Below are 24,282 nucleotides of genomic sequence, written 5' to 3' on the forward strand. Positions count from 1 at the left end.
GCATTCATAGATCATGAGAAAGACCTTTAACCATACACTTTACGGTGCGCTACTCCTGCTCCTCGTGGGGAGCCTGTCGGCTTGCCGTGTCAAGCAGCAGGCGCAGCCGAGTGGCGTGTCGACGCTTGCTGTCGTAGGACTCAATGACATCCATGCCAACATTGACCAGTTGCCCCGCATCGCCTTTATGGTCGATAGTATGCGGGCGATCTATCCCAATCTGCTCCTGCTAGCTGCGGGAGACTTACAGACGGGCAACCCGATCAATGACAACTTCCAGCCGAAGGGGCTACCGATCATCGAGCTGATGAATGAGATGCGCTTTGACGCTTCGGCTCTGGGCAATCATGAGTTTGACCTCGGGCAGCACGGGCTGGGAGACATTTCGCATCGGGCGAAGTTTCCATTCCTCTCGGCCAACGTCTTTCCCTCGCCCTCCTATGGTATTGCGCTGAAACCTTACAAGATCTTCACGATGCCTGACGGTACGCGGGTCTCTGTCGTGGGGCTACTTCAGCTGGGCGAGTTGGGCATTCCCGATTCGCACCCGAAGAATGTACAGGGCGTAGCTTTTACCCAGCCACTCGAAGAGGTTAAGAACTACCGCTACTTGGCGGGTTGCTCGGATCTGCAGATAGCTGTGACGCACATTGGCGTGCAGGAGGATACGATACTGGCGCGGGTGGCTCCCTACCTCGATCTTATCGTGGGCGGACACTCGCACACGCTCATTGATCACCCGAACGACCTGCACTCGTCCGTTCCCATCGTGCAGTCTGGCTACAAGGCGCACTACATCTCCCTCGCATTGATACGACATAGAGGTGGGCAGGTGCTCTCGCACCAAGAGATGCTCCTCCCAGCCGACCCGCACGCTGGTGGCGTCAATGAGAAGATGCAGCGCATGGTAGAGGGCTACAATGCTAATCCGCTTTTTGCGCAAGTGGTGACGACCAATCCGAAGCCTATCCAAGACAAATACACGCTGGGGGCTATCTTTGCCGATGCGCAGCGCTGGTATAGCCATGCGGACTTTGCGATGCAAAACCCAGGCGGCGTACGCATCGGTGAATTGCCCCAGGGCAATATTACGCTCAAAGACATCCTTCGTCTAGATCCCTTTGGCAATGAGCTGACCGTGCTCACGATGACAGGGCGACAGCTCAAGGATTTCTTCCTCCGCGCCTGGACGACCGACCACAATACGCCAGCGCACACATCGGGGCTACGGGTGGACTACCAGCTTGACGACACGGGCGTACTGCTCGACTGCACCGTCTATCCCGCTGGTAGCGACACACCGGTCGATCCAGACAAACTCTACACGCTAGCCACGAGCTCTTACGTGCAGGCGGCCTACACCTACCAAACTTCGGCTCCTGACAAGAACCAAGGCATCACGACTGCCGAGGTGATCGTCCAGTATCTCAAGTCACTTCCTGAGATGCCCCAGGTGGACTACAAGAGTCGCTACAACATCCGTGTGACCCGCTAAAAGAATACTCATCATCCCCCCACGCCTCTACTGGCAAAACAAGAGGAGACTCAACCGCTTCGAGCTGCGATTGAGTCTCCTTTTTCTAAATCTCGTCCCAAGTAGACGAACGTATAAGCTCTACTGTGGCAAGTCAAGCGGGGGCTGTCCGACGGCTTGGCGTAGCGTGTTAACCAGTAGTGCTAAGTCCACACCGCCCATCTGAGCTGCGAGCTTGAGCGGAGTACGAGGTGCTACAGTCTTGCGCAGTATCGGATTAGTCAGATTTCTATACCGATCCGAGAGCGATACAAGCGTATCGATGAGCTCTGGGTAGCGATCCAGCATCGCCCCGACTTTGGTCTCAGGGGTGATGAGTAGAGGTGTCGTATCAGTCATAATTCAGAAGAGTCCTAGAGCCTTCCAGTTGCCGTAGTTCAGTAATATCCTGAGAGCACTCGACGACCCCTAGATAGTTACCCTCTGGATCACGTACAGCTGTGTACTCTATATAGATAAATCGCCCACGGAAGTTGCCAATCCAAAACTTAGCACAGTTCTGGCGACCACTCTTGAAGTCCGCAAGGATAGTCTCTACGACATGGACACTTTCGGGCGGATGACACATACGCACATCTCTACCGATGATGGATCTATTGCGAGCGAAGACTCGCTTGGGACTGTGAGAGTAAAAGCGCACCTTATCGTCCTTGTCCACAAAGGTGATGTCTATCGGGAGGTGGATGAGTAGAGCCTCCAGCTCCGCTACACTAAAGGCACCCGTGGACAGCCGTATAGCATCATGGCTCTCGTACTGAAAGTGCAGGTTGTCCGCCTCCACGTCTGGTTTCCATACAGTCTGTGGGTCATACAGGCAGTATCCAAACTCAGGGGTCTCCTGATAGATGTGATACCACTCAGCCTCCGACAGTAGGTCCAGTGTCATGGGGAAGAGGATCATCTCCTCTTTGGTGATCATACTGTCCAGCATCTCCACTGCAGGGTCAAAGGTCTCCACGATGTGAGCCCTCAGAGATGCCATATCTGAAGTCTCCCCAGAGAGTACTGCTATGGCACTCTTGAGTAGCTTCCTAATCTCATCGTGCTTGCCCCACATGACTACAGGAGGTCCAGTCACTCCATGCTGCTCTAAGTACGGGAAGAGGAGGTACTCCTTGCGCAGATAGTGCTTGTCTACATCCATCAGTCGGTTGAAGATAGATCTCAGACTTAGCAAGAGCTCCGAGAGAGGACGCTCGCAGTGCTCCTCTTTGACCTCCTTTGCCAAAGCATAGTACTCGGAGACTACTTCTCCTAGGGCTACATTCTCTGCTCTAAAGGTGTCCATGGGATGCCCCGCCGGCACCTCTTTAGCTCCACTCACATCTATAGCTCCCTCTAGGATCTCTGAGTGGTGGTCGCAAAAGAGCTGTATCTCATCTGTCGATAGTAGCCCCTGAGCTATCAGCTCCTCCTCGACAGCGACGACCTCTTGGTAGGGGATAGCGTGGAGGAGTGTGGAGAGCTGTCGCTTGAGAGCTTCGGGCTGCTCTCCTTGATGTAAGCGCAGGAGTATCTCCTTGAGCATCTCCTTGCGCTCATCGGGTGTGTTATGTATGAATTCGCTCATATTTCACTGATTGTTTAAAGTGAATTTATATCAGTCTAATCAAGACTGACTGGCCACCCCCTTAGGGCTAACCAGTCGCCAGCAAATGTACATATTTTTGTCAGATTATAAGACATACTATCCCGTAGCGTAGATTCAATCAGCAAATGCAGGGGTGGCGCATGATACAGAATGAGTTCGCCAATGCTGCTGTCAAGGAAATCGAACGATTCCTCGGTAGAGATTGGAGATTATCCAGTGAGGAACGAACAAATTCTTCGGAACTTTGATTTCTTTCTTCCGAAGTTTCATTTCATTCTTCCGAACTTTTATTTCGGCTCTACGTGGAGAATTATCGTTTGCTCCGTGGAGCTTTCCGATTTCCTCAGGAGAGATTGGAGTCAGCGGAGATGTAAGAGTCGCTACGGAGTGCGGTTATAGCGCCGTATTGTGATGATTTATTCGTACATTTGTCTCTAACCACGAATGAATTCACCTTAAAGGAGGCAATACATAATGAATGAATTGAAATACAAGCGAATCTATGAAACTCCAGTTGAAGCAGATGGTTTTCGTGTTCTTGTGGACAAACTATGGCCACGAGGAATGAAAAAGGAAAATGCTAAAATTGATTTATGGGCTAAGGAGATCGCACCATCAGATGAACTTCGAAGATGGTTCTCCCATACTCCTGAAAGGTATGATGAGTTCAAACAGAGATACAGACAGGAATTGTCCGAGAACACAGCGTCACAGGAGTTTAAAGATTTGTGTGTGCAGAAGCTGCAAGATCATAACGTAACCCTGCTGTATGGCGCAAAAGACGAGAAATACAATCATGCTGTTGTCTTGAAAGAATGGTTGGCAGAACAGATGCATCCTTAGTTGAATCTACGTAATGCGCCAATCCTGGCTATGTCCTCTTACTTTCGTATATTTGCCCACGCAAATTAGATATTCCCTAACTCATAAATAACTATCACGATGAGCAACAAGTACTACGGGAACTTGATCCCCAATACATTCTTTACGACAAAAGGTAGCGGTGAGTCCGACCTCGAGAAGCATGCTGGCTCTTACCACATGGCACTCTACGATGCGGGCATCGCTGACTATAATATAATGGTTTACTCCTCCGTTCTACCCGCTACGGCTCGGCTCGTTTCGCCCGATGAGGTGGATATGCCTCCTTTTGGCTCAGAGCTCAAGACGATCATGTCTGTCTCGCACGGTATCCAAGATGAGTTCGTCAGCGCCGGTGTTGTCTATGCCTGGATGTACAAGGATGAGAACTTCGACGAGAAGGCTGGAGGCCTCGTCTGCGAGGTGAGCGGTCGCTACCGTATCGAGGAGCTAGAGTCTCGTCTGATACGTGTCATCAACGATCTGCATCAGAACACATACAGCCAGTACTATCTCGGTGAGCTCAACTTCATTACGGAGGGTATCACGGTGACCAAGCGCTACGGTACGGCACTGGCAGGGCTTTGCTTCGTGGACTTCGTGCTTCCTGAGTCTCCTATGAAGGATGAGGATTAATCGCAACGATATAGAGAAATAGTCTTATGAAACTAGGTATTTGCTCAGACCACGCCGGCTATCAGCTCAAAGAGCAGGTCAAAGAGTGGCTCGCCGCCATGCAGATCGAGTGTGTCGACTACGGTACTCATTCGGAGGAGCGCTGTGACTATCCAGACTATGCGCACCAGCTTGCCTTTGCGGTACAGATGGGTACGGTAGATCGTGGTATCGCTATCTGCGGTACGGGCAACGGCATGGCTATGACGCTCAATAAGTACAACGTCATCCGTGCTGGTCTCGCTTGGAACGAGGATATTGCTAAGCTCATCCGGGCGCACAATGACGCTAATGTGCTGGTCATGCCGGCACGCTTCATAGAGACTGCGGAGGCTGAGCGCTGTCTGCATGCGTTCCTCGACACCCCCTTTGAGGGCGGTCGTCACAAGGAGCGTATCGACAAGATGGTGCTCCCCACCTGCTAGTGGCTTCTGACGCTGAGCTATGGAGGCTCTAGAGATCTTTTTTCTATCCATAGCGATAGGACTGATCGTGCATCTGCTCGTTCGCTGGTCGGAGCGACAGAAGGCTCGTGGCGCCGACAACGCTTCACAGCAAAGCTCGCAGACGACTGGGGAGACTGCTCTAGGCTCTGCCCTTGGTGAGGTGGAGCGCGAACTGAGAAAGTCTCTCTCTGACGAGTCCGACACGAGTCGCTGCGCTGATGATGCGACCGCTTGTGCTAGCTGTACGGACTCTTGCTCCGAGGCTGAGAGAGCGATAAGACGCGCCCCTCGGATCGTCTACTACGACGATGAGGAGCTGGACGTCTTGGCGCACCGTCCTATAGAGAGCTACACCGATGCGGAGCTAGCGATGCTCCGCGAGGTGGCCGAGACGCTCCTCGAGACCGACTATGAGGGGTGGCTCAAGAGTCTCTCGATGCGTGGCATCTTGCTCCCGCCTGAGATCTTGCAGTTGGTCACACGGTAGGCGCATAGTACAATATATATAAGGTCTGGTACGTTTGTGAGAGTAGGGGATTGTCGCATAGATACGCTCCCCAAGGATTAAGACTTAATTGTAAGCGTGGCAGACAGAGACAGATCTTATCGTGGTAAGCTACCACTGCGTACTAAGCATTGTCTAGGCGTAGTGGTAGCTTTGCTGTGCGTCTTGGGCAGTGCTGTGGGCTGTAGCACCAAGCGCAACGATAGTGCTTCGCGCTTTTACCACAATCTGACCACACGCTACAACGTCTATCACAATGGTCAGCTCGCCTTTAACGAGGGGTACAAGTCTCTCTACCAAGACCTGTCAGAGAGCTACACCGAGCTACTGGTACCCGATCCTATCACACGCACAGCCGGGGCGGAGTCGTCAGAGGAGACAGAAGTGGGCGGTTCGCTAGGCAAAGCGATCGAAAAGGGACAAAAGGCGATCCGTGAGCACTCAATCCGCACGAAGCCGAAGATTTCGCGAGAAGACCTCCTGCGCAATCCGAAGAAGAAGGCTTTCTACAACAAGATGGAGTACAACCCCTTCCTGCACAATGCCTGGATGATGGTCGGGGAGGCGCAGTTTTACGGCGGTCACTTCATGGAGGCGCTGGCGACCTTCTCCTATATGACGAGGCTCTACAGCACGGAGGATAGGGTGCGGGACGAAGCGCGCATCTGGCAGGCTCGCTGCTACCTTGCTCTGGGCTGGGTAGGCGAAGCAGACGAGATCCTAAACAATCTACCAGAAGAGGGCGTCTACAAGAGTCGCAGTAAGATCTATCCGCTAGCGGAGACAGAGCTAGCTCTCAAGCAGGGCGACACGCTCTCAGCCATCTCTTACCTGCAGCAGACGATCGATCGCAAACCGATCAAAGCTCAGCGAGCTAGGCTCTACTACCTCTTAGGGCAGCTCTACAGCAATGAAGGGCGGTGGAGCAACGCCTCACAAGCTTTCGGGCGTGTGATACGTCTGGCACCACCTTATCCGCTGGAGTTTGCCGCCACGATGCGTCGCCTAGAGATCGAGGCGCAGGGCAATCCGCAGCGAGTCATCCGCCGTCTAGAGCGCTTGGCACATAGAGATAAGAACAAAGAGCTCGTCGACCAAATATACCTCACGCAGGGACGCCTTTACCTAGCGATCCCCGACACGACGCATGCCGTCACCGCCTTTACGCATGGGGTGGAGCAGAGTACGCAGCGCAGCTTCGACTATATGCTTTGTCAGCTTCACTTAGGCGATATTTACTTAGCGCAAAACAACTACCTCAAGGCACAGGAAGCGTACGCAGGCGCAGCGGGTGTGATCGAGAAAAGCCATCCACGCTACGAGGCGGTGACCAAGCTCTCGGCAGATCTAGACCAGCTAGTCTCCTTTGCGCAGCAGGTCTACGAGCAGGACAGCCTGCGACGCATTGCTACACTCCCAGAGGCGGAGCGGCTGGCCTATGCGGATAGTCTCATCACCGCCTACAAGAAGGCGCAGGATGAGGCTCGTAAGCAGGAGCTACTCGCTGAGCAGCAGGGGCAAAACGAAGCACTCAACCAGCAGGCCGACATCAATATGCCTGGCGGCGGTCGTCCTGGCGGTCTCGGCACGCCTCCCCCGATGGCGGGTGGTGGCAATGGCAAGAGCTACTTCTACAATCCTACGCTGGTGGCACAGGGTAAGGACCTCTTCGAGCGCAAGTGGGGCAAGCGTCCACTGGCGGACGACTGGCGAAGACGTAATAAGCAGATCTCCTTTGATGCGAGCGACCCCACAGCTCAGATGGGTGAGACTGGAGAAGTGCCCGCAGACTCATTGTCTTCGGTAGCATCTCCTACGGATAGTCTCACCTCGGATACTGATAGCTTGCCCACAGACCAAGATCCCCTCCAGAGGGAGTATTACCTCTCCAAGCTCCCCACCACGCCCGAGCAGATTGCCGCTTCGGATGAGATTATCCAGACGGCGCTGGTCGGTATGGGCAAAGCGTTCAACGAGCAGATGGAGCGCTTCGAAGAGGCGGTCAAGAGCTACGAAGACCTGCTCAGACGCTACCCCGAGTACGCCGACAGAGCCTCCATATACTACACGCTCTACATGCTCTATCAGCGACTAGAGCGGGCAGATCTAGCCGAGCCGTGGCGACGCAAGTTGCTCGCCGAGCTGCCCGAAGACCCGCTTGCTGTCACACTACAAGATCCCAACTACATAGCCAAGCTACGCGCCAACATCGGTGCTGATGAGCGACTTTACGACCAAGCCTTTAATGCTTACTTAGCGGGCAGGTCACGAGAGGTGCAGCGACTGTATCGTGAGACGGCGGAGTCCTATCCGCTCTCCGAGACCTTGCCGCAGTTTGCCTTTGTCAATGCGCTCAGCTATGTCTTGCAGGGTGACGAAGCCGCCTTTAGAAAGGGGCTTGAGTCGCTCACCACATCTTATCCTAAAGAGGAGGTCGCCGTCCTCGCTCAGGAGATGCTCCAGCGTCTGTTGCGTGGAGCGCACATCGCTCAGGGTGGCTACCAAGGCATCGCTTGGGATCTGCGCATTGCTTCGCAGGATAGTGTCGCGGGGACATTGGCGGAGAAGCCTTTTACCGTTGGTAAGCGTAGCGACAAGTACCAAGCTCTGCTCATCGTGCCACAGCGAGGTGACGCTTTGGAGCGCTCTCTGCGCTTCGCCGTCGAGAGCTTCAACTACGCTCAGTTCACCGACTACATTCTTCCCGTAGCTTTCGCCCCCTCGGAGCATGAGACCCTCCTGACCATCAGCGACCTCCCCTCGGCTACTGTCGCATGGCAGTACGTGACTCGGGCTTATAGTCCTGAGGGCTATCTCTCCGCTTTGGACAGTTCGGCACTGCTCCTCGTCATGACCGATGACAACTACCGTCAGGTCGCTACGGGTGCCAAGAGCATCGGCGACTATATGACCTTCGTAGCTGACAGCTTGGTCGAGCTTTACCCCGCAGCGCACTATCTCATAGATCGCTGGCTCCTCCTCACAGGATTGCAAGAAGAGAAGCCCGTGAAGAGTGATACGGTTGCTTCGCCCGCACTGCCTGCCATCGATAAGCCGATCACCTTCGAGATAGATCGCTCGCAGATCGCTCTACCAGCGGTGGAGCTGCAGCTGGACAGTTTACTGCAAAAGCCTAAGGAGACGATGCCCGTAGAGGATCAGCGCACCACGATCCAAAAGGCACGACAAGTGACTCCTGAAGACTTAAAGCAGATGGAGCGCGAGCGCAAAGCACAAGAGCGTCAGGCGAAGCGTGAGCGTGAGGAGCAACTCAAGGAGCGTCAGCGCCAGCGCGATGCAGAGCTCAAGGCTCGCCGTGAAGAGCAGCGCCGCCAGGAGCAACTGCGTCAGGAGCAGATCAAGCGTGTGGAGGCAGAGCGTCGTGCTCAGGAGAAAGCACGCAAGGAGCAGCTACGCCAGCAGGAGAAAGAGCGTCAGAAGCGTCTCAAGGCACTCGAGGAGGAGCGCCGTCGCAAGCTCAAAGAGCGAGAGGCGCAGCAGAAAGCGCAGCAGAAGCAGCGCCGCTAACCGCCCCTGCTGTGCCTCTGCACTAAGGTCACACCTACACAATAGACTAGAGCTGTACTTCGTCAACGAGGTACAGCTCTTTTTGTATCGTGCTGAACTCGTTATACATACGAGTTCCAAAAATAGTTCCCCTCTTGGAACTTTTTAGTTCCAACGGAGGAACTTTTTAGTTCCAGCGGAGGAACTTTTCAGTTCCAAGGTAGGAACTTTTTAGTTCCAAGGTAGGAACAAAAAGTTTCCAACGGTGGAAAATAAAATTTCCAAGGTAGGAACAGAAAGTTTCCAACGGTGGAAAAGAAAGTTTCCAAGGGAGGAACTGTTCATCGGATAGCAATATTTTTCTAACTTTGTCGGAGTAACAAACATCGTTTTAACCAACTCATATCACAACTACCTATGCAGTATTACTTACGTGCTTCGCTACGAGGAGGTTTGCTGGCAGGTTTGCTCTTTCTCTGTGCCACGAACTGGCTAGAGGCAACCCCCTTGGCGACCCTCGCTCCAGACACAATCATCGAGCGAGATGACTACAAAGTCATTATAGAGTCTAGTAAAGATCAGACCGATGTGACACTCGTCGACTACAACGAGCGGCATCGTGTGCGCCGTATGGAGACGAACGCTTTCTCGGTAGATCGTGAGCTACGTCAGGTGCTTTCGGGCATGGGTGGTGTATTTGGGCTCTATGATGACAACAGCTTTCGCTGGGGTACGATACGTCTCTTCCCGAAGCTATACTTCGGCTCGACGATGATGCTGGGAGATGCCTTCGCGCATGCTGCTACTCCCTGCTTCAACCACTATATGGTGGCTCCGATAGGGTATAGGTACTATATCAAGGGGCGCTACTTCGTTGGCTTTGACTTTGCACTAGAGGGACGTTCCTACAGCCTACGTGATGGTTACTACTTCACATCAAATAGGGAACTCAACGCACTGAACCAAGACCACTACGATGAGGAGATAGGGCTACGTCAGAGCAAGCTGGTGACACGATACATATCGCTGCCGATCACACTGGGGATGCGCCCGATGATGAGTAGTCGTATGCGCATCGGCATCGAGGTGATCCCGCAGATCAAGTACAAGGAGTATGTAATGCACAAGCAGTATGGCAATCGCCACAAGGAGCGCACGATGACCGAGGCTACGCCACCCTTGTCGATGACTTATGGTGCTTTTATCGACTTTAGGCCTATCGGACTATACGTGCACTATACACCTCAGTCGCTACTCCTCGTCAAAGACGCTATGAGCGGGTACAATAACAAGGGCCTCCTCACAGCTGGACTAAGTATCACCTTTTAATCGTATCGTAACTATGTACTCAAGAGTTTATACATTACCCTTATTTGCACTGGTCACCCTACTGCTCTCTACGCTAGGAGCTGCAGGGCAGACAGGGACATCGTGTGATACGATCCAGCTAGCTGACCGTACGGTCTATGTGATGCGAGGTGAGAAAGATACTCAGATAGAGGTGGCAAGCCGACACCCTGAAGGTCAGGAGCAGGTACCTCTCTATATAGATCAGGTATGGACGAGAGGCGGTCGCCAGACTGCTTGGAATCGCTCCCGAGTCAGTGCAGTCCATAAGCAAGACGGACGGCCCGTCATCTACAAGACACTCATGGGAGATGTCTCTTATCACTTTGTCGGTTCCTTTGGCTGGAACCTTTTCACCGCTCCTGAGTGGGTTGGCAAGCAGCGCTTCTGGAGCTCTGCGCGCTACGAATTTGGAGTTTACGGCATTCTTCAGCTGGGTCGTAGTCCGTGGGCTTTCAACGTAGGCACATCGTTCGTGAGGAGTATCTTCGCCTTTGACAAGAAGTATGCGCTACAGCGTGACGATGAGGGACTGACTATCTTCAAGCCGGAGCCTACGGGTGTGGGCTATGCACGGACGCAACTGGATATCTTCTCCATTGAGATGCCCGTAGGTCTGTCGCTCTCGTGGGGTGAGACGAATGCGTGGAGCTCGCTAGCGGTCGTCCCGAAGTTCGTCTGCTTGCAAAAGTCTACCACCCGCTCGCTCGATGAGCGTGTCAATACGCTCGTGGATAATGATCTCAACGTACGTCCCTTCGGAGTCGATCTGCGTGGCGAGATAGGGTACGGCTTCTTCGGACTCTTCGGACAGATTAGCCTGCTCAGTACCATGCCATCAGCACAGGCTGAGGTGAGCACGCGAGACTACTCGATAGGAATCGTGGCCCGCTTCTAGAGGACGACTCACTAATACACTATCAGATACGCTGTTTCCTCTGAATTGCGGGTAGTACTCAGCCGAGTGCTACCCGCTTTTTTGTACCTTTGTGGTGGCTCTGCGCCTTGACACTTCACTAGATGCTCACCTCACCATCCATACAGTGGTTCACACCGATCGAGATAGCCCCTCTACCGACAGCTATAGCGGGGCGATATGGGGATCGTATCTTGACACTTGGCTCCTGCTTTAGTGAGCATATAGGCGAGCGGATGAGACATCTTGGGTATGACGTACTGGTCAATCCTTATGGTACGCTCTACAATCCGATCAGCATCTGCGATACGCTAGAGGATTTGCTCCGCGATGAGCAGCACCGACCCGACTACATTCCTTATATTATAGAGCGCGACGGACTCTACTACAGTCTGCGCCACCATAGTGCGATCTATGGCGAGAGTCTCGAGGAGGCGCAAGAGGCGACTGCCCAGCTATGGCATACAGCTCATAGCCGACTCGCAGAGGCGGACTGGCTCTGGATCACCTTAGGCACTACACAGGTCTACTACTTGGCAGAGGATGGTCGTGCCGTGGCAAATTGCCAGCAACTGCCCGCTCGTCTTTTCGACAGACGGGACCTTTCACTAGAACTACTTCAGGAGCGTATGCTTGCGACGCTCTCTCAGCTTCTCGCAAAGTATCCGCTGCAGGTGGTTCTGACGGTTAGTCCCGTGCGCTACTTGCAGGATGGCTTGGCGGAGAGCAACTTGTCAAAGAGCAAGCTTCGTATCCTCTGCGACACGCTCTGTCGTGAGCTACCCGCCTGTCACTACTTCCCAGCTTATGAGATCCTGCATGACGAACTACGGGACTACCGCTTTTATGCTAGTGACTTGACCCATCCCTCTGAAGAAGCGGTCGACTACATCGCAGATCACTTCGTCGCATACTGGGTAAGCCAAGAGGCGCGTGAGGGGGAGATGCGTCAGGCGGCTCAGCGTCTGCGTAAGCTCTCACAGCATCGCCCTAAGACTCCGCATGGAGCCGAGCGACTAGAGGCACAGATAGCTGAGCGCATAGCACATTACCAGGAGCAATATGGTGAGAAGCTCTGCATACCCTCCATCATCGAATCATTATGACCCCTATTACACAACTATAATGTCTACACTGCAAAACATCCTTGAGTACCTTCGTCCTATCCAGACGCATCTCGTCGATGAGCGTCCGATACGGCATATCCTGACCGATAGTCGTAAGCTCACCTCACCGAGTGACAGCCTCTTTTTCGCTATGCGTACCGCCTCGGGCGACGGACATAAATATATTCCCCAGCTCTATGAGCATGGGGTGCGAGCTTTCTTCATCTGTGAGCCGATTGAGCCTTACGTGGAGCGCTATCCTGATGCCAATATCGTGCAGGTACAGGAGACGCTCCGTGCACTGCAGCAGATCGCTAGCCACTGGCGTATGCGCTACGACTATCCAGTCATCGGTATCACGGGGAGCAATGGTAAGACGGTCGTCAAGGAGTTTCTCTACCACCTTCTCTCAGGTTGCTATCGCATCGTACGATCGCCAAAGAGCTACAACTCGCAGCTCGGCGTGCCGCTCTCGATACTTAATATGGAGGAGGAGCATACGCTCGCTATCTTTGAGGCGGGGATCTCGATGCCGATGGAGATGCTACGCCTCCAGCGCATCATACGGCCGACGCTCGGTATCTTGACCAACATTGGGGCAGCGCATCAAGAGAACTTCGTCTCGCTCAATCAGAAGATCGAGGAGAAGCTCCAGCTCTTTGTCGATGCTGACCACTTTGTATACGATGCCGATAGCGATGAGATACAGCGAGGCATTGACAACCTAGGACTATCGGACAAAGCTATCGGCTGGAGCCTTACCCCAGGCAAAGCTTACTACCACGTCTCCTACAGCAATTCAGGGGACGGCACTACAACCATCACAGCTCAGCATGCGGATGAGAGCAGCACGGTGACCATTCCCTTTGCAGATCAAGCCTCCATACAAAACGCTACGCACTGTCTCTGTCTCATTGGTCTCCTGCCACTCACCACGGCTCAGCGTCAGGCGGTGCTAGCGCGCTTTGCAACTCTGGAGGCAATCGAGATGAGACTAGAGGTCAAGGAGGGGCAGGCAGGCAATAGACTGATCAACGATGCGTATAATAACGACATCAACTCGCTACGCATTGCGCTAGACTTTCAGAAGCAGCGCACCGCCACTTCGCATCAGCAGGCGGTTATCATCCTCTCCGATATCCTACAGAGTGCTCAGCTACCACGAGACCTTTACAAGCAGGTGGGGGAGATGATCGCACAGTATCCGCACACACTCTTCATCGGTGTGGGACGGGAGCTGTGCAACTATCAGGACTACTTCCAGGGGAGTGGGGAAGGGAAGACCGCCTTCTACGAGACGACCGACCAACTCCTTGCCGATGACCTGCTCGGCACCATCAGTCATGCGGAGATCCTGGTCAAAGGGGCCAGACAGTTCCAGTTCGAGCGTATCGTACAGCACCTAGCCAAGCAGGTGCACGAGACCACACTAGAGATAGATCTAGAGGCTTTGGTGAGCAATCTGAAGAGTTACAAGGCACTCCTCTCACCTGAGACACGTATCATCGTTATGGCCAAGGCGCAGGGCTATGGTATCGGAGCTTACGAGCTGGCCAAGGCTCTGGAGCAACAAGATCTCGCAGCGCTGGCGGTGGCACTAGCTGACGAGGGCAAGGAGCTACGCAGCAAAGGAATCCTTCTTCCGATTATCGTGATGAACCCTGAGGTCGAGGCCTTTGAGGTGATGACGCAGAGTCGCCTAGAGCCTGAGATCTACAACGAACGCATACTTCGTGAGTTTGCCCGTCATGTGGAGCGTCAGGGGTTGAGCCACTATCCTGTTCATATAGAACTAGACACGGGTATGCACCGTACAGGCTTTACGCCAGATAGAGCGACCCTAGAGCATCTGGCTCAGACGCTACACGAGGTGGAGCCACTGATACGGGTGCAGAGCATCTTTACGCACTTAGCCGCTGCCGATGAGCCGACGATGAGCGACTTTACGGAGCGACAGTTTGCCCTCTATGATGAGGGCGCTGACTACCTGACGAGTCAGCTCTCTTATCGTCCTCTGCGTCACGTCCAAAACACTGCGGGCATCGAGCGATACAACCACCATCACTACGACATGGCGCGTCTAGGAGTAGGACTATATGGTATTAGTGCTACGGGTAGTCTCACCCTCGAGCCTGTCGCTAAGCTGCGCACTACGCTCCTACAGATCAAGACGATCCCAGACGGGGAGACTATCGGCTACGGACGACGTGGACAGGTCGCTCCTGGCGGGCAGATCGGTATCATACCGATTGGCTATGCTGATGGCTATGACAGACGCTTTAGCTGTGGCGTGGGGAGCGTTATGATCCACGACACGCTCTGTCCGATCGTGGGCAACGTCTGTATGGACACCTGCATGGTCGACCTCACGGCACTCCAAGGCAAGGTCGCAGAGGGTGACGAGGTGATCATCTTTGGTGTGCCAGGCTTACAGGTGAGTGACCTCGCAGAGCGCATCGGCACCATACCATACGAAGTCATTTCCAAGCTCTCACCACGTATCAAGCGAACTTACTACAAGAGTTAGCGAACACTTTAGTACTATTTCTCTCTTGAAAAGCTTGACAGTACTTCAAATAATCAGTAACTTAGCGGAATGTTTGAGGAGACCTATCGAAAAGGCTTACCAAGATATCAATACACAACACTATAAATAGATAATACAATGGCTATCCAGACAAAGATCGTAGAGTGTGTCCCCAACTTTAGCGAGGGACGTGACAAAGCAAAGATTGAGCAGATCGTACAACCCTTTAGAGAGACCAAGGGCGTCAAGCTCCTAGACTACAGCAATGACGAGGATCACAACCGCTGCGTGGTGACCGTCATGGGCGAGCCTGAGGCTGTCCGCAAGTCTGTCATCGCTGCTGTCGAGGTCGCTGTCAAGGTGATCGACATGACCAAGCACGAGGGTCAGCACCCACGTATGGGCGCTGTCGACGTTATCCCCTTTATCCCCATTCGCAATATGGAGATGGAGGAGGCTATCGAGCTCTCTAAGGAGGTCGGTAAGGAGATCGGCGAGCGCATCGGTGTACCCGTCTTCCTCTATGAGAAGAGTGCTACAGCTCCTCATCGTGAGAACCTTGCTAAGATCCGCAAGGGGCAGTTCGAGGGTATGGCTGAGAAGATCCACGAGGATGAGTGGCACCCAGACTTCGGCCCAGCTGATATTCACCCCACAGCAGGTGTCGTAGCTGTCGGTGCTCGTATGCCACTTGTTGCGTACAATGTCAACCTCAACACCTCTGACCTCTCTATCGCTGATGCAATTGCTAAGAAGGTACGTCACATCGGTGGCGGTCTACGCTTCTGCAAGGCTATGGGCGTAGAGCTAACCGATAGACACATCGTACAGGTCTCTATGAACCTCACCGACTACACCAAGACAGCCGTCTATCGTGCTCACGAGATGGTACGTATGGAGGCTCGTCGCTACGGTGTCGAGATCGTTGGTGCTGAGGTCATCGGCCTCGTACCTATGAAGGCTCTCATCGACTGCGCTGAGTACTATCTCGGCATTGAGAACTTCTGCGAGACACAGATCCTCGAGCTCCGCATGATGGAGTAGTTCAAAGAGAACGTTTTACCAACTAGAGAGTAGAGTCTCTAGGATAGCTAGTCTCCCTAGTATAACTAGTATCACTAGGAACACTAGTGTACCTAGAAAGCCTAGAAACTCTACTCTCTAACCTCTAACTTCTAAAATCTAATGTCCAATCTCTATCTATACAACATTGGTCAGATCGTGACCCGTCCAGGCTCTACCGCACAGCACGGCGCTGAGGCGATGCGCCAGCTCGGAGTCATCGAAGGACCAGCCGCTATCATCGTACGACAAGGCAAGATAGCTTTCGTCGGGACCATGAAAGAAGCTGAGCAAGTAGACCACACCGACTGCGTCGCTTATGACGCTCAGGGCGGGTGCGTCCTGCCAGGCTTTGTCGATAGTCACACCCACCTCATCTTCGGCGGGTACCGTGAGGACGAGTTCCAGTGGCGACTAGCTGGTGATAGCTATATGAGCATCATGGAGCGTGGTGGTGGTATAGCCAACACGATGAAGGCGACCCGCAGCGCAACGGCTGAGGAGCTTACCCAGCGTGCCTCTGCACATCTAGACGCCATGCTATCAATGGGTGTAACCACCGTCGAGGCTAAGAGTGGCTATGGTATGGAGCTCGACACGGAGATCAAGCAGCTAGAGGTCATTCGGACGCTACAGAAGCAGCACCCGATAGACCTTTACCCCACCTTCATGGGAGCGCACGACACCCCGCCCGAGTACAAGGGACGCTCCACAGACTTCATCCACTACCTCTGTGACACGGTCATGCCGGTAGTCGTAGAGCGAGGCTTGGCAGAGTGCTGCGACATATTTACTGAGAAGGGCGTCTTCGACCATGAGCAGACACGCATCCTCTTGACTCGCGCTAAGGAGCTAGGGCTCAAAGTCAAGATGCATGCCGACGAGATCGTCTCCTTCGGTGGTGCTGAGCTAGCAGCCGAGCTAGGATGTCTCTCTGCAGACCACCTACTACAGATCTCTGACAAGGGTATCCAAGCATTGGCTCAGAGCGATACGGTGGCTACCTGTCTGCCCTGTACCGCCTTCAGTCTAGGCGAAAAGTATGCGCCAGCACGTCGTATGATCGATGCGGGTTGTGCCGTAGCCGTAGCTTCCGATCTCAATCCAGGAAGTTGCTTCAGCTCCTCCATCCCCTTGATGTTTGCTCTAGCAACCATCTATATGGGTATGACTGTCGAGGAGGCCGTCACCGCACTCACGCTCAATGGCGCTGCCGCCATCGGTCGTGCTGATCAGATAGGAAGCATCGAGGTAGGCAAGGCGGGCGACCTAGCGTTGCTACGCTTCCCCTCGTATAAATTCCTTTCCTATCACTTTGGTGTCAACCTCGTACGAGCCACCATCAAGGCGGGTACCGTTTACGAAAACAAACTCGTGACCCCCACACCCAGCGTCTAGCACTCTAATAAGGTTAGTCGCATCCCATCTAATTAACTAATAAACAAACTCAATCATCCTATGAATAATAGTCTAACAGATTTGACCGTCAAGGGCTTCCTAGACGTCACCGCAGGCAAGGATCCTGTACCTGGAGGTGGTAGCATCTCAGCACTTTGTGGTTCCATTGCTGCCGCTCTCACTGAGATGGTCGCAGGACTCACCATTGGCAAGAAAAAGTATGCCGAGGTCGAGGAGCAGATGAAGCAGCTCGCCGAGCGTGTGCAGCAGATCCGTCAGCAGTTGATCCTCGATGTAGATCGTGATAGCGAGGCTTACAATGTCGTCTTTGCTGCCTTCCAAATGCCTAAAGAGACTGACGAAGAGAAGGCTGCACGCTCTGCTCAGATTCAAGAGGCTACCAAGATTGCTGCCAACGTACCCATGGAGGTCGCTCGCCGTGTCTACAGCCTGCTAAGTGATATCGAGGAGGTTGTCTCCAATGGTAACCAAAACGCCGTCACCGATGGCTGTGTCGCTATGATGTCCGCACGTAATGCGATTATCGGGGCACTCTTTAACGTACGCATCAACCTAACCTCCATCAAGGACGAGCAGTACGTCGCAGACATGACCGCTGAGGCTGATCGTCTCGAGCGTGAGGTGATCGAGCGTGAGGCTAAGGTCATAGAGTATACTAAGGAAGCTTGCAAATAGAGAAACATGTCAGCACGCAAATCATTCGCCATCGGTAGCGAGCAGCTCACGATCGAGCTATGCCGAGAGTATCTAGAGAACCACTTCGAGCTAACCCTCTCACCAGAGGCTATCAAGCGTATCGAGCACTGTCGCAACTACCTAGACCGCAAGGTCGAGGAGGTCGACAAGCCCATCTATGGTGTCACCACGGGCTTCGGCTCACTCTGCAACCGCACCATCTCGCCTGATCAGCTCACCAAGCTTCAGGAAAACATCGTCAAGAGCCACGCTTGTAGCTGTGGTGACGAGGTCGCAGAGCCCATCATTCGCCTCATGCTCCTTCTGAAGGCTCATGCCCTGCAGATCGGCAATAGTGGTGTACAGGTAGAGACCGTACAGCGCATCGTTGACATGCTCAATGCGGATGTCCTACCCATCGTCTATGACCGCGGTTCGCTAGGTGCTTCAGGCGACTTAGCTCCTCTAGCTAACCTCTTCCTACCGCTCATCGGTTATGGTGAGGTACGCTACAAGGGCGAGAAGCTTCCCTCTTGCGAGGTCCTCGGCAAGTTTGGCTGGAAGCCTATCAAGCTCAAGAGCAAAGAGGGTCTAGCCCTGCTCAACGGCACTCAGTTCATGAGCTCACACGGTGTCTACGCCCTCATACAGGCAGAGCGCCTCAAGCTAGCCGCCGACTGGTGCGCAGCACTCTCACTAGAGGCCTTCGCCGGACTAGACGCACCCTACGATGATCGTCTGCACCAGATACGTCCACACCAGGGACAGATACAGGTTGCAGCCCACATGCGTGAGCTACTCAAGGGTAGCGAGATGATTGCTAAGCCTAAGCCCCAGGTACAGGATCCATACAGCTTCCGCTGTGTGCCCCAGGTACACGGAGCTTCGCGTGACGCCATCGCTTACGTGCGCAGTGTCGTCGAGACTGAGATCAACTCCGTCACAGACAATCCCACCGTCTTCCCCGATGACGATATGGTCGTATCCGGTGGTAACTTCCATGGCCAGCCACTAGCGATCGTCTATGATTTCCTCGCTATAGCACTTGCTGAGCTAGGCAATATCTCAGAGCGTCGTGTCGCTCAGCTCATCCTTGGGCTACGCGACCTGCCTGAGTTCCTCGTTGCCAACCCTGGACTCAACAGTGGCTTCATGATCCCGCAGTATGCCGCAGCCGCTATGGTTAGCCAGAACAAGATGTACTGCCACTCAGCAGCTAGCGACAGCATCGTCTCCAGCAATGGTCAGGAGGATCACGTCTCTATGGGTGCTAACGCAGCGACGAAGCTTATGCCACTCATTGCCAACCTCTATCGTCTCTTCGGCATCGAGCTACTTAATGCCGCTCAGGCGATCGAGTTCCGTCGTCCTATGAAGACCTCGGAGCGTCTCGAGGGCTTCCTCGCTACCTTCCGCAAGGTCTGTCCTCGCGTCGAGGATGACGTCGTCATGTACGAACAGATGAACAAGGCTGAGGAGCTCATCAAGACCTTCCCTTTTGAATAAGCACTCGTCATAAGGATAGAGTAGGGGCATCGCCCCCTCATACTATACCCAGTCGTGAGCGTGTTGACCTTCACAGTCAGCACGCTCACTTTGTTTGTTATTATTGCTGTCCGGTCAAAGTCTTTCAGCGGAAGAAGAGTCTTTTATTTTCTCGGACAGCAATAAAAGAATATGAGGTTATGGTAGTTAATTGTAGGTATTTTGGTATCTTTGTGGAGCGAAGGGTAAGTCTCGCTATCGTAAAGGGTAGGTAGGCCGCTCTTATGAGCAGTGCTACTTAGTTTTTTGCTATGTCTAGACAGACCAATAGTCATTGATAACAACATCACTTAAGTAACCAAACGAACAAATATGTGGATCTTTAAATCATCGATCGGAAGAAAGTTCATCATGAGTCTCTCAGGACTCTTCTTGATTATCTTCCTATTGCTACATGGCAGCATCAACTTGCTGGCCGTCTACGATGCTATCAACGTGAATAGCGAGTTCCCTACGGATCTGTACAATCAGGCCTGCCACGTCATGGGTACCAATATCTTGGTACAGATTATGGTACCTGTCCTCGCGTTAGGCTTCATTGTACATATTATCTATGCGGCCTGGCTGACGCTACTCAATCGCAAGGCTCGTGGTAATGATCGCTACGCTATCTTCACTCGTGCTAAGATAGACTGGGCTAGCAAGAATATGTTTGTCCTAGGCATCATCGTTTTGGGGCTACTAGTCTTCCACCTGACGCACTTCTGGAGCAAGATGCAGCTACAAGAGTGGACCGGCGGTCAGAGTGCCGAGGGCTATCAGCTCGTCGTGCAGACTTTTAGTAATATTTGGGTGGTAATCCTATACCTCGTATGGCTCGTAGCTATCTGGTTCCACTTGACACACGGCTTCTGGAGTGCCTTCCAGACACTAGGATGGAACAATAAGAAGTGGTTCAACCGCCTCCATGTCATCAGCTACATCGTCGCTACACTACTGGTACTCATCTTTGTCGTTGTAGTCGTTTACTTCGGCTTCATCTACTCAGGTCCTGAGAGTCTTAATGAGGCTATCCCCTACGCTGAGGATACTGTAGCTTCTCTTCCTATCATCTAATCTACGAACTATCTTAACTATCAGAGATATGAGCGAACTAAATGCCAAAATCCCAGCAGGTGCTTTAGCTGAGAAGTGGACTAACTATAAGAATCATCAGAAGCTGGTCAACCCCGCTAACAAGCGTCTCCTCGACGTCATCGTTGTGGGTACAGGTCTAGCAGGAGCCTCTGCAGCGGCTTCTCTAGGAGAGCTCGGCTTCAACGTGCTAAACTTCTGTATACAGGACTCACCACGACGTGCACACTCCATTGCTGCACAGGGTGGTGTCAACGCTGCAAAGAACTATCAGAACGACGGTGACTCCATCTACCGTCTCTACTACGATACCATCAAGGGTGGCGACTACCGCGCTCGTGAGGCAAATGTCTATCGTCTCGCAGAGGTATCTAACGAAATCATCGACCAGTGTGTTGCTCAGGGCGTCCCCTTCGCACGTGAGTATGGTGGTCTACTAGATAACCGTTCCTTCGGAGGTGCGCAGGTATCCCGTACATTCTACGCTCGTGGTCAGACGGGGCAGCAGCTACTCCTCGGTGCTTACTCAGCACTCAGCCGTCAGGTACACAAGGGTAGTGTCAAGCTCTACACCCGCCACGAGATGCTAGACCTAGTCATCATCGATGGTCGCGCTAGAGGTATCATCGCCCGCAACCTAGTCACAGGTGCTATCGAGCGCTTTGCTGCTCATGCCGTTGTGATCGCTACGGGTGGCTATGGTAATGCTTTCTACCTTACGACGAATGCTATTGCCTCCAATGGATCAGCTGCTTGGCAGTGCTATAAGAAGGGTGCTTACTTTGGCAATCCCTGTATGGCGCAGATCCACCCGACCTGTATCCCCGAGCACGGAGACTTCCAGTCCAAGCTAACGCTTATGTCTGAGTCTCTCCGTAACGATGGACGTATCTGGGTACCCAAGAAGCTGGAGGACGCTAAGGCACTACAAGCTGGTACCAAGAAGGCAAACGACATCCCCGAGGAGGATCGTGACTTCTACCTCGAGCGTCGCTATCCCGCCTTCGGTAACCTAGTACCTCGTGACGTCGCTAGCCGCGCTGCCAAGGAGCGTTGCGATGCTGGCTTTGGAGTCAATAATACGGGTCTCGCTGTCTTCCTAGACTTTAAGTATGCTATCGAGCGTATGGGGCGTGATGTTGTTGCGGACAAGTATGGCAACCTCTTCCAGATGTACGAGCAGATCACTGCCGACAATCCTTACGAGACCCCGATGATGATTTACCCAGCTATCCACTACACGATGGGTGGTCTATGGGTCGACTACGAGCTACAGACCACTATCCCTGGGCTCTTCGCTATCGGTGAGGCAAACTTCTCCGACCACGGTGCTAACCGTCTCGGTGCTTCAGCCCTCATGCAGGGTCTGGCCGATGGTTACTTTATCCTGCCCTATACGATACAGAACTACCTCTCAGATCAGATCCAGGTACCGCACTTTAGCGTCGACCACAAGGAGTTTGACGAGGCTGAGAAGGCACTCAAGGAGCGCATCCAGCGCATCGCCTCGATGCATGGTAAGCGTTCGGTCGATAGCATCCACAAGGAGCTAGGACACATCATGTGGGAGTATGTCGGTATGGCACGCTCTAAGGAGAGCCTGCAGACAGGTATTGAGAAGATCAAGGCACTGCGCAAGGTCTTCTGGAGTGACCTCCATCTACCAGGTAAGGTAGATGATCTCAACATCGAGCTAGAGAAGGCTCTGCGTCTAGCAGACTTCCTAGAGATCGGCGAGCTCATGGCACACGATGCCCTCGACCGTGAGGAGAGCTGTGGTGGACACTTCCGCATAGAGCATCAGACCGAGGAGGGTGAGGCAAAGCGTGACGATGAGAACTTTGCTTACGTCTCCTGCTGGGAGTATCAAGGCGAAGGGCAAGACCCTGTCATGCACAAGGAGCCACTGGTATACGAATTCACCGAGCGTCTCCAGCGTAACTATAAGAACTAAGCAACCCTGTAGATAATCATAGCAATGGATCACAATATAAATATCAAAGTCAAGGTATGGCGTCAGAGAGGTCCCCGCGAGAAGGGACACTTTGAGACCTATGCACTCAAGGATGTGCCTCAGAGCGCTTCTTTTCTTGAGATGATCGACATACTCAACGAGCAGCTCATTGCCGAGGATAAGGAACCCGTTATCTACGACCACGACTGTCGTGAGGGTATCTGCGGTATGTGCTCTATGTATATCAATGGGCATCCACACGGTCCTGTCAGTGCTATCACCACTTGTCAGCTACACATGCGTACCTTCAAGGAGGGTGATACCATCACTGTAGAGCCTTGGAGATCTGCCGGCTTCCCGATCATTCGTGACTTGATGGTCGACCGCTCTGCCTATGACAAGATCATACAGGCTGGTGGTTACGTCTCTGTCAATACAGGTGGTGTACCTGATGCTAACTCGATCCCCATCCCCAAGCACAAGGCTGACGAAGCGATGGATGCAGCTTCTTGCATCGGCTGTGGCGCTTGCGCTGCTGCCTGCAAAAACGGCTCCGCTATGCTCTTCGTCTCTGCTAAGGTGAGTCAGCTGGCCCTGCTACCTCAGGGACGTGCTGAGGCGCACAAGCGTGCCAAGGCGATGATCGCTAAGATGGATGAGCTAGGTTTCGGTAACTGTACGAATACACGTGCCTGCGAGCTGGAGTGCCCCAAGAGTGTCTCTATCAGCCACATCGCACGCCTCAACCGTCAGTTCATCGGTGCTAAGCTGAGCGACTAGCGAGACAGGATGTCTCATCCTATAAATATATAGGTAGTACTCTCCCGTTCAGAGAGAGTGCTACCTATTTTTTTGATTATCGAAGTCTAGAGGGGCTTGTAACTATCGAAAAGGCAACAAGCTCGTCTATATAAACCGATAAGGTTACTGACTGCAACTCAGATTGGATTATGCTCAGACAGCTTCTTCTTGTAGCTCTAGGTGGTGCTCTCGGGAGTGCTATGCGCTACCTTACAGCCATCTTGCTAGCCCGTCACTATACGGGCTCTATACCCTTGGCCACACTCGTAGTCAACGTCTTGGGTTGCTTTCTCATAGGTCTATTGATCGGCTTGTGTAGCGATACAGCGCATCTTCGGTTGCTCTTTATCACAGGCTTTTGCGGTGGGTTCACCACCTTCTCGACCTTTACAGCAGAGAGCTACGCCATGCTTCGTGAGGGCACTTATGGGCTAGCCATCCTCTATATTGTGGGCAGCGTGCTGATCGGCCTGCTCGCTCTCTGGGTAGGCGTATACTTGTCACGCGCCATCGCTCCCTGATAGTCTGCAGTCTGAAGCCAAAGGAGCATAGGAGGCGAAGGGGGGCGACGTCTTGCTTTGACAGTGACGGACGCACAGACGATCTGCTCCAGAGCCGAGCGAACCCACAAATAGCTGTCGGTCTCTAACCTCTAATATCTAACTTCTAACCTCTAATCTCCATTTACATATCTTTACGGGAAAATTCGTCCGATTCCCTCCTTTCTCGAATATCCA

The 24,282-nt window shown here is 53.1% G+C and carries 20 protein-coding genes; 18 read left to right on the top strand and 2 right to left on the bottom strand.

The annotated features are described in order from the left end of the window. The first annotated feature begins 13 nt into the window (after window positions 1-13). On the top strand, window positions 14-1,495 hold the full coding sequence (locus RDM37_RS03645) for a bifunctional UDP-sugar hydrolase/5'-nucleotidase (RefSeq protein WP_308555090.1): 1,482 nt from the start codon (window positions 14-16) through the stop codon (window positions 1,493-1,495). Window positions 1,496-1,615: 120 nt separating this feature from the next. Here the strand turns inward: RDM37_RS03645 and RDM37_RS03650 are convergent, their stop codons facing one another. Then, window positions 1,616-1,873: a DUF1858 domain-containing protein gene (locus RDM37_RS03650; protein WP_308555092.1), complete on the bottom strand. Its 258-nt coding sequence runs from the start codon at window positions 1,871-1,873 to the stop codon at window positions 1,616-1,618. Further along, entirely contained in the window at window positions 1,866-3,104 is a 1,239-nt protein-coding gene (locus tag RDM37_RS03655; protein ID WP_308555094.1) for a DUF438 domain-containing protein, read from the bottom strand. Before RDM37_RS03655 ends, RDM37_RS03650 begins: the two co-directional genes overlap by 8 nt. A 495-nt stretch (window positions 3,105-3,599) precedes the next feature. Here RDM37_RS03655 and RDM37_RS03660 point away from each other — a divergent pair, with 495 nt between their 5' ends. The 17 genes from RDM37_RS03660 (at window position 3,600) to crcB (ending at window position 24,066) form a co-directional block, all read left to right on the top strand. After that, window positions 3,600-3,968 carry a DUF488 domain-containing protein gene (locus tag RDM37_RS03660; RefSeq protein ID WP_308555096.1) on the top strand — a complete coding sequence of 123 codons (369 nt, stop codon included), beginning with the start codon at window positions 3,600-3,602 and terminating at the stop codon, window positions 3,966-3,968. Window positions 3,969-4,067: 99 nt separating this feature from the next. Beyond that, entirely contained in the window at window positions 4,068-4,622 is a 555-nt protein-coding gene (locus tag RDM37_RS03665) for a pyruvoyl-dependent arginine decarboxylase (protein ID WP_004331580.1), read from the top strand. A gap of 26 nt (window positions 4,623-4,648) precedes the next feature. Further along, window positions 4,649-5,086, top strand: a complete 438-nt coding sequence (rpiB, locus tag RDM37_RS03670; protein ID WP_298887255.1) for a ribose 5-phosphate isomerase B — start codon at window positions 4,649-4,651, stop codon at window positions 5,084-5,086. 19 nt (window positions 5,087-5,105) lie between these two features. After that, the gene (locus RDM37_RS03675) at window positions 5,106-5,594 is read left to right on the top strand and encodes a hypothetical protein (RefSeq protein ID WP_308555098.1); all 489 of its coding nucleotides are present in this window, start codon (window positions 5,106-5,108) and stop codon (window positions 5,592-5,594) included. A gap of 96 nt (window positions 5,595-5,690) precedes the next feature. Continuing rightward, entirely contained in the window at window positions 5,691-9,140 is a 3,450-nt protein-coding gene (locus RDM37_RS03680; RefSeq protein WP_308555100.1) for a tetratricopeptide repeat protein, read from the top strand. Between the two features lie 396 nt (window positions 9,141-9,536). Next, window positions 9,537-10,448: a hypothetical protein gene (locus RDM37_RS03685; protein ID WP_299366195.1), complete on the top strand. Its 912-nt coding sequence runs from the start codon at window positions 9,537-9,539 to the stop codon at window positions 10,446-10,448. Between the two features lie 13 nt (window positions 10,449-10,461). Beyond that, complete coding sequence (locus RDM37_RS03690; RefSeq protein WP_308555103.1) at window positions 10,462-11,364, top strand: outer membrane beta-barrel protein; 903 nt, start codon at window positions 10,462-10,464, stop codon at window positions 11,362-11,364. 122 nt (window positions 11,365-11,486) lie between these two features. Next, complete coding sequence (locus RDM37_RS03695; protein ID WP_308555105.1) at window positions 11,487-12,488, top strand: GSCFA domain-containing protein; 1,002 nt, start codon at window positions 11,487-11,489, stop codon at window positions 12,486-12,488. A gap of 19 nt (window positions 12,489-12,507) precedes the next feature. Then, complete coding sequence (locus tag RDM37_RS03700) at window positions 12,508-15,015, top strand: bifunctional UDP-N-acetylmuramoyl-tripeptide:D-alanyl-D-alanine ligase/alanine racemase (RefSeq protein ID WP_308555107.1); 2,508 nt, start codon at window positions 12,508-12,510, stop codon at window positions 15,013-15,015. Window positions 15,016-15,153: 138 nt separating this feature from the next. Next, window positions 15,154-16,059 (top strand): glutamate formimidoyltransferase, encoded by a 906-nt coding sequence (ftcD, locus tag RDM37_RS03705; RefSeq protein WP_299366839.1) that lies wholly within the window; start codon window positions 15,154-15,156, stop codon window positions 16,057-16,059. A 141-nt stretch (window positions 16,060-16,200) separates the two neighbouring features. Next, a complete protein-coding gene (gene hutI, locus RDM37_RS03710) occupies window positions 16,201-17,475 on the top strand; it encodes an imidazolonepropionase (RefSeq protein WP_299366842.1) in 1,275 nt (424 codons plus the stop codon). 60 nt (window positions 17,476-17,535) lie between these two features. Continuing rightward, complete coding sequence (locus RDM37_RS03715; protein ID WP_308555110.1) at window positions 17,536-18,171, top strand: cyclodeaminase/cyclohydrolase family protein; 636 nt, start codon at window positions 17,536-17,538, stop codon at window positions 18,169-18,171. A 6-nt stretch (window positions 18,172-18,177) separates the two neighbouring features. Continuing rightward, window positions 18,178-19,677, top strand: a complete 1,500-nt coding sequence (hutH, locus tag RDM37_RS03720) for a histidine ammonia-lyase (RefSeq protein WP_299366847.1) — start codon at window positions 18,178-18,180, stop codon at window positions 19,675-19,677. Window positions 19,678-20,028: 351 nt separating this feature from the next. Then, the gene (locus tag RDM37_RS03725) at window positions 20,029-20,772 is read left to right on the top strand and encodes a succinate dehydrogenase cytochrome b subunit (protein ID WP_308555113.1); all 744 of its coding nucleotides are present in this window, start codon (window positions 20,029-20,031) and stop codon (window positions 20,770-20,772) included. Between the two features lie 28 nt (window positions 20,773-20,800). Then, on the top strand, window positions 20,801-22,744 hold the full coding sequence (locus tag RDM37_RS03730) for a fumarate reductase/succinate dehydrogenase flavoprotein subunit (RefSeq protein WP_308555115.1): 1,944 nt from the start codon (window positions 20,801-20,803) through the stop codon (window positions 22,742-22,744). 24 nt (window positions 22,745-22,768) lie between these two features. After that, window positions 22,769-23,524 carry a succinate dehydrogenase/fumarate reductase iron-sulfur subunit gene (locus tag RDM37_RS03735; protein WP_308555117.1) on the top strand — a complete coding sequence of 252 codons (756 nt, stop codon included), beginning with the start codon at window positions 22,769-22,771 and terminating at the stop codon, window positions 23,522-23,524. A gap of 170 nt (window positions 23,525-23,694) precedes the next feature. Continuing rightward, window positions 23,695-24,066, top strand: coding sequence for a fluoride efflux transporter CrcB (gene crcB / locus RDM37_RS03740; RefSeq protein ID WP_308555119.1), 372 nt, complete (start codon window positions 23,695-23,697; stop codon window positions 24,064-24,066). Window positions 24,067-24,282 lie beyond the last annotated feature (216 nt).

It is taken from the genome of uncultured Porphyromonas sp. (assembly GCF_902489635.1).
In the GTDB taxonomy this organism is placed as follows: Bacteria; Bacteroidota; Bacteroidia; order Bacteroidales; family Porphyromonadaceae; genus Porphyromonas.

What these genes read in the sequence shown, in the direction of transcription:
- RDM37_RS03645 (WP_308555090.1), top strand. Translation starts at nt 14, where the DNA reads ATGAGAAAGACCTTTAACCATACACTTTACGGTGCGCTACTCCTGCTC.
- RDM37_RS03650 (WP_308555092.1), bottom strand. Translation starts at nt 1,873, where the DNA reads ATGACTGATACGACACCTCTACTCATCACCCCTGAGACCAAAGTCGGG.
- RDM37_RS03655 (WP_308555094.1), bottom strand. Translation starts at nt 3,104, where the DNA reads ATGAGCGAATTCATACATAACACACCCGATGAGCGCAAGGAGATGCTC.
- RDM37_RS03660 (WP_308555096.1), top strand. Translation starts at nt 3,600, where the DNA reads ATGAATGAATTGAAATACAAGCGAATCTATGAAACTCCAGTTGAAGCA.
- RDM37_RS03665 (WP_004331580.1), top strand. Translation starts at nt 4,068, where the DNA reads ATGAGCAACAAGTACTACGGGAACTTGATCCCCAATACATTCTTTACG.
- rpiB (WP_298887255.1), top strand. Translation starts at nt 4,649, where the DNA reads ATGAAACTAGGTATTTGCTCAGACCACGCCGGCTATCAGCTCAAAGAG.
- RDM37_RS03675 (WP_308555098.1), top strand. Translation starts at nt 5,106, where the DNA reads ATGGAGGCTCTAGAGATCTTTTTTCTATCCATAGCGATAGGACTGATC.
- RDM37_RS03685 (WP_299366195.1), top strand. Translation starts at nt 9,537, where the DNA reads ATGCAGTATTACTTACGTGCTTCGCTACGAGGAGGTTTGCTGGCAGGT.
- RDM37_RS03690 (WP_308555103.1), top strand. Translation starts at nt 10,462, where the DNA reads ATGTACTCAAGAGTTTATACATTACCCTTATTTGCACTGGTCACCCTA.
- RDM37_RS03695 (WP_308555105.1), top strand. Translation starts at nt 11,487, where the DNA reads ATGCTCACCTCACCATCCATACAGTGGTTCACACCGATCGAGATAGCC.
- RDM37_RS03700 (WP_308555107.1), top strand. Translation starts at nt 12,508, where the DNA reads ATGTCTACACTGCAAAACATCCTTGAGTACCTTCGTCCTATCCAGACG.
- ftcD (WP_299366839.1), top strand. Translation starts at nt 15,154, where the DNA reads ATGGCTATCCAGACAAAGATCGTAGAGTGTGTCCCCAACTTTAGCGAG.
- hutI (WP_299366842.1), top strand. Translation starts at nt 16,201, where the DNA reads ATGTCCAATCTCTATCTATACAACATTGGTCAGATCGTGACCCGTCCA.
- RDM37_RS03715 (WP_308555110.1), top strand. Translation starts at nt 17,536, where the DNA reads ATGAATAATAGTCTAACAGATTTGACCGTCAAGGGCTTCCTAGACGTC.
- hutH (WP_299366847.1), top strand. Translation starts at nt 18,178, where the DNA reads ATGTCAGCACGCAAATCATTCGCCATCGGTAGCGAGCAGCTCACGATC.
- RDM37_RS03725 (WP_308555113.1), top strand. Translation starts at nt 20,029, where the DNA reads ATGTGGATCTTTAAATCATCGATCGGAAGAAAGTTCATCATGAGTCTC.
- RDM37_RS03730 (WP_308555115.1), top strand. Translation starts at nt 20,801, where the DNA reads ATGAGCGAACTAAATGCCAAAATCCCAGCAGGTGCTTTAGCTGAGAAG.
- RDM37_RS03735 (WP_308555117.1), top strand. Translation starts at nt 22,769, where the DNA reads ATGGATCACAATATAAATATCAAAGTCAAGGTATGGCGTCAGAGAGGT.
- crcB (WP_308555119.1), top strand. Translation starts at nt 23,695, where the DNA reads ATGCTCAGACAGCTTCTTCTTGTAGCTCTAGGTGGTGCTCTCGGGAGT.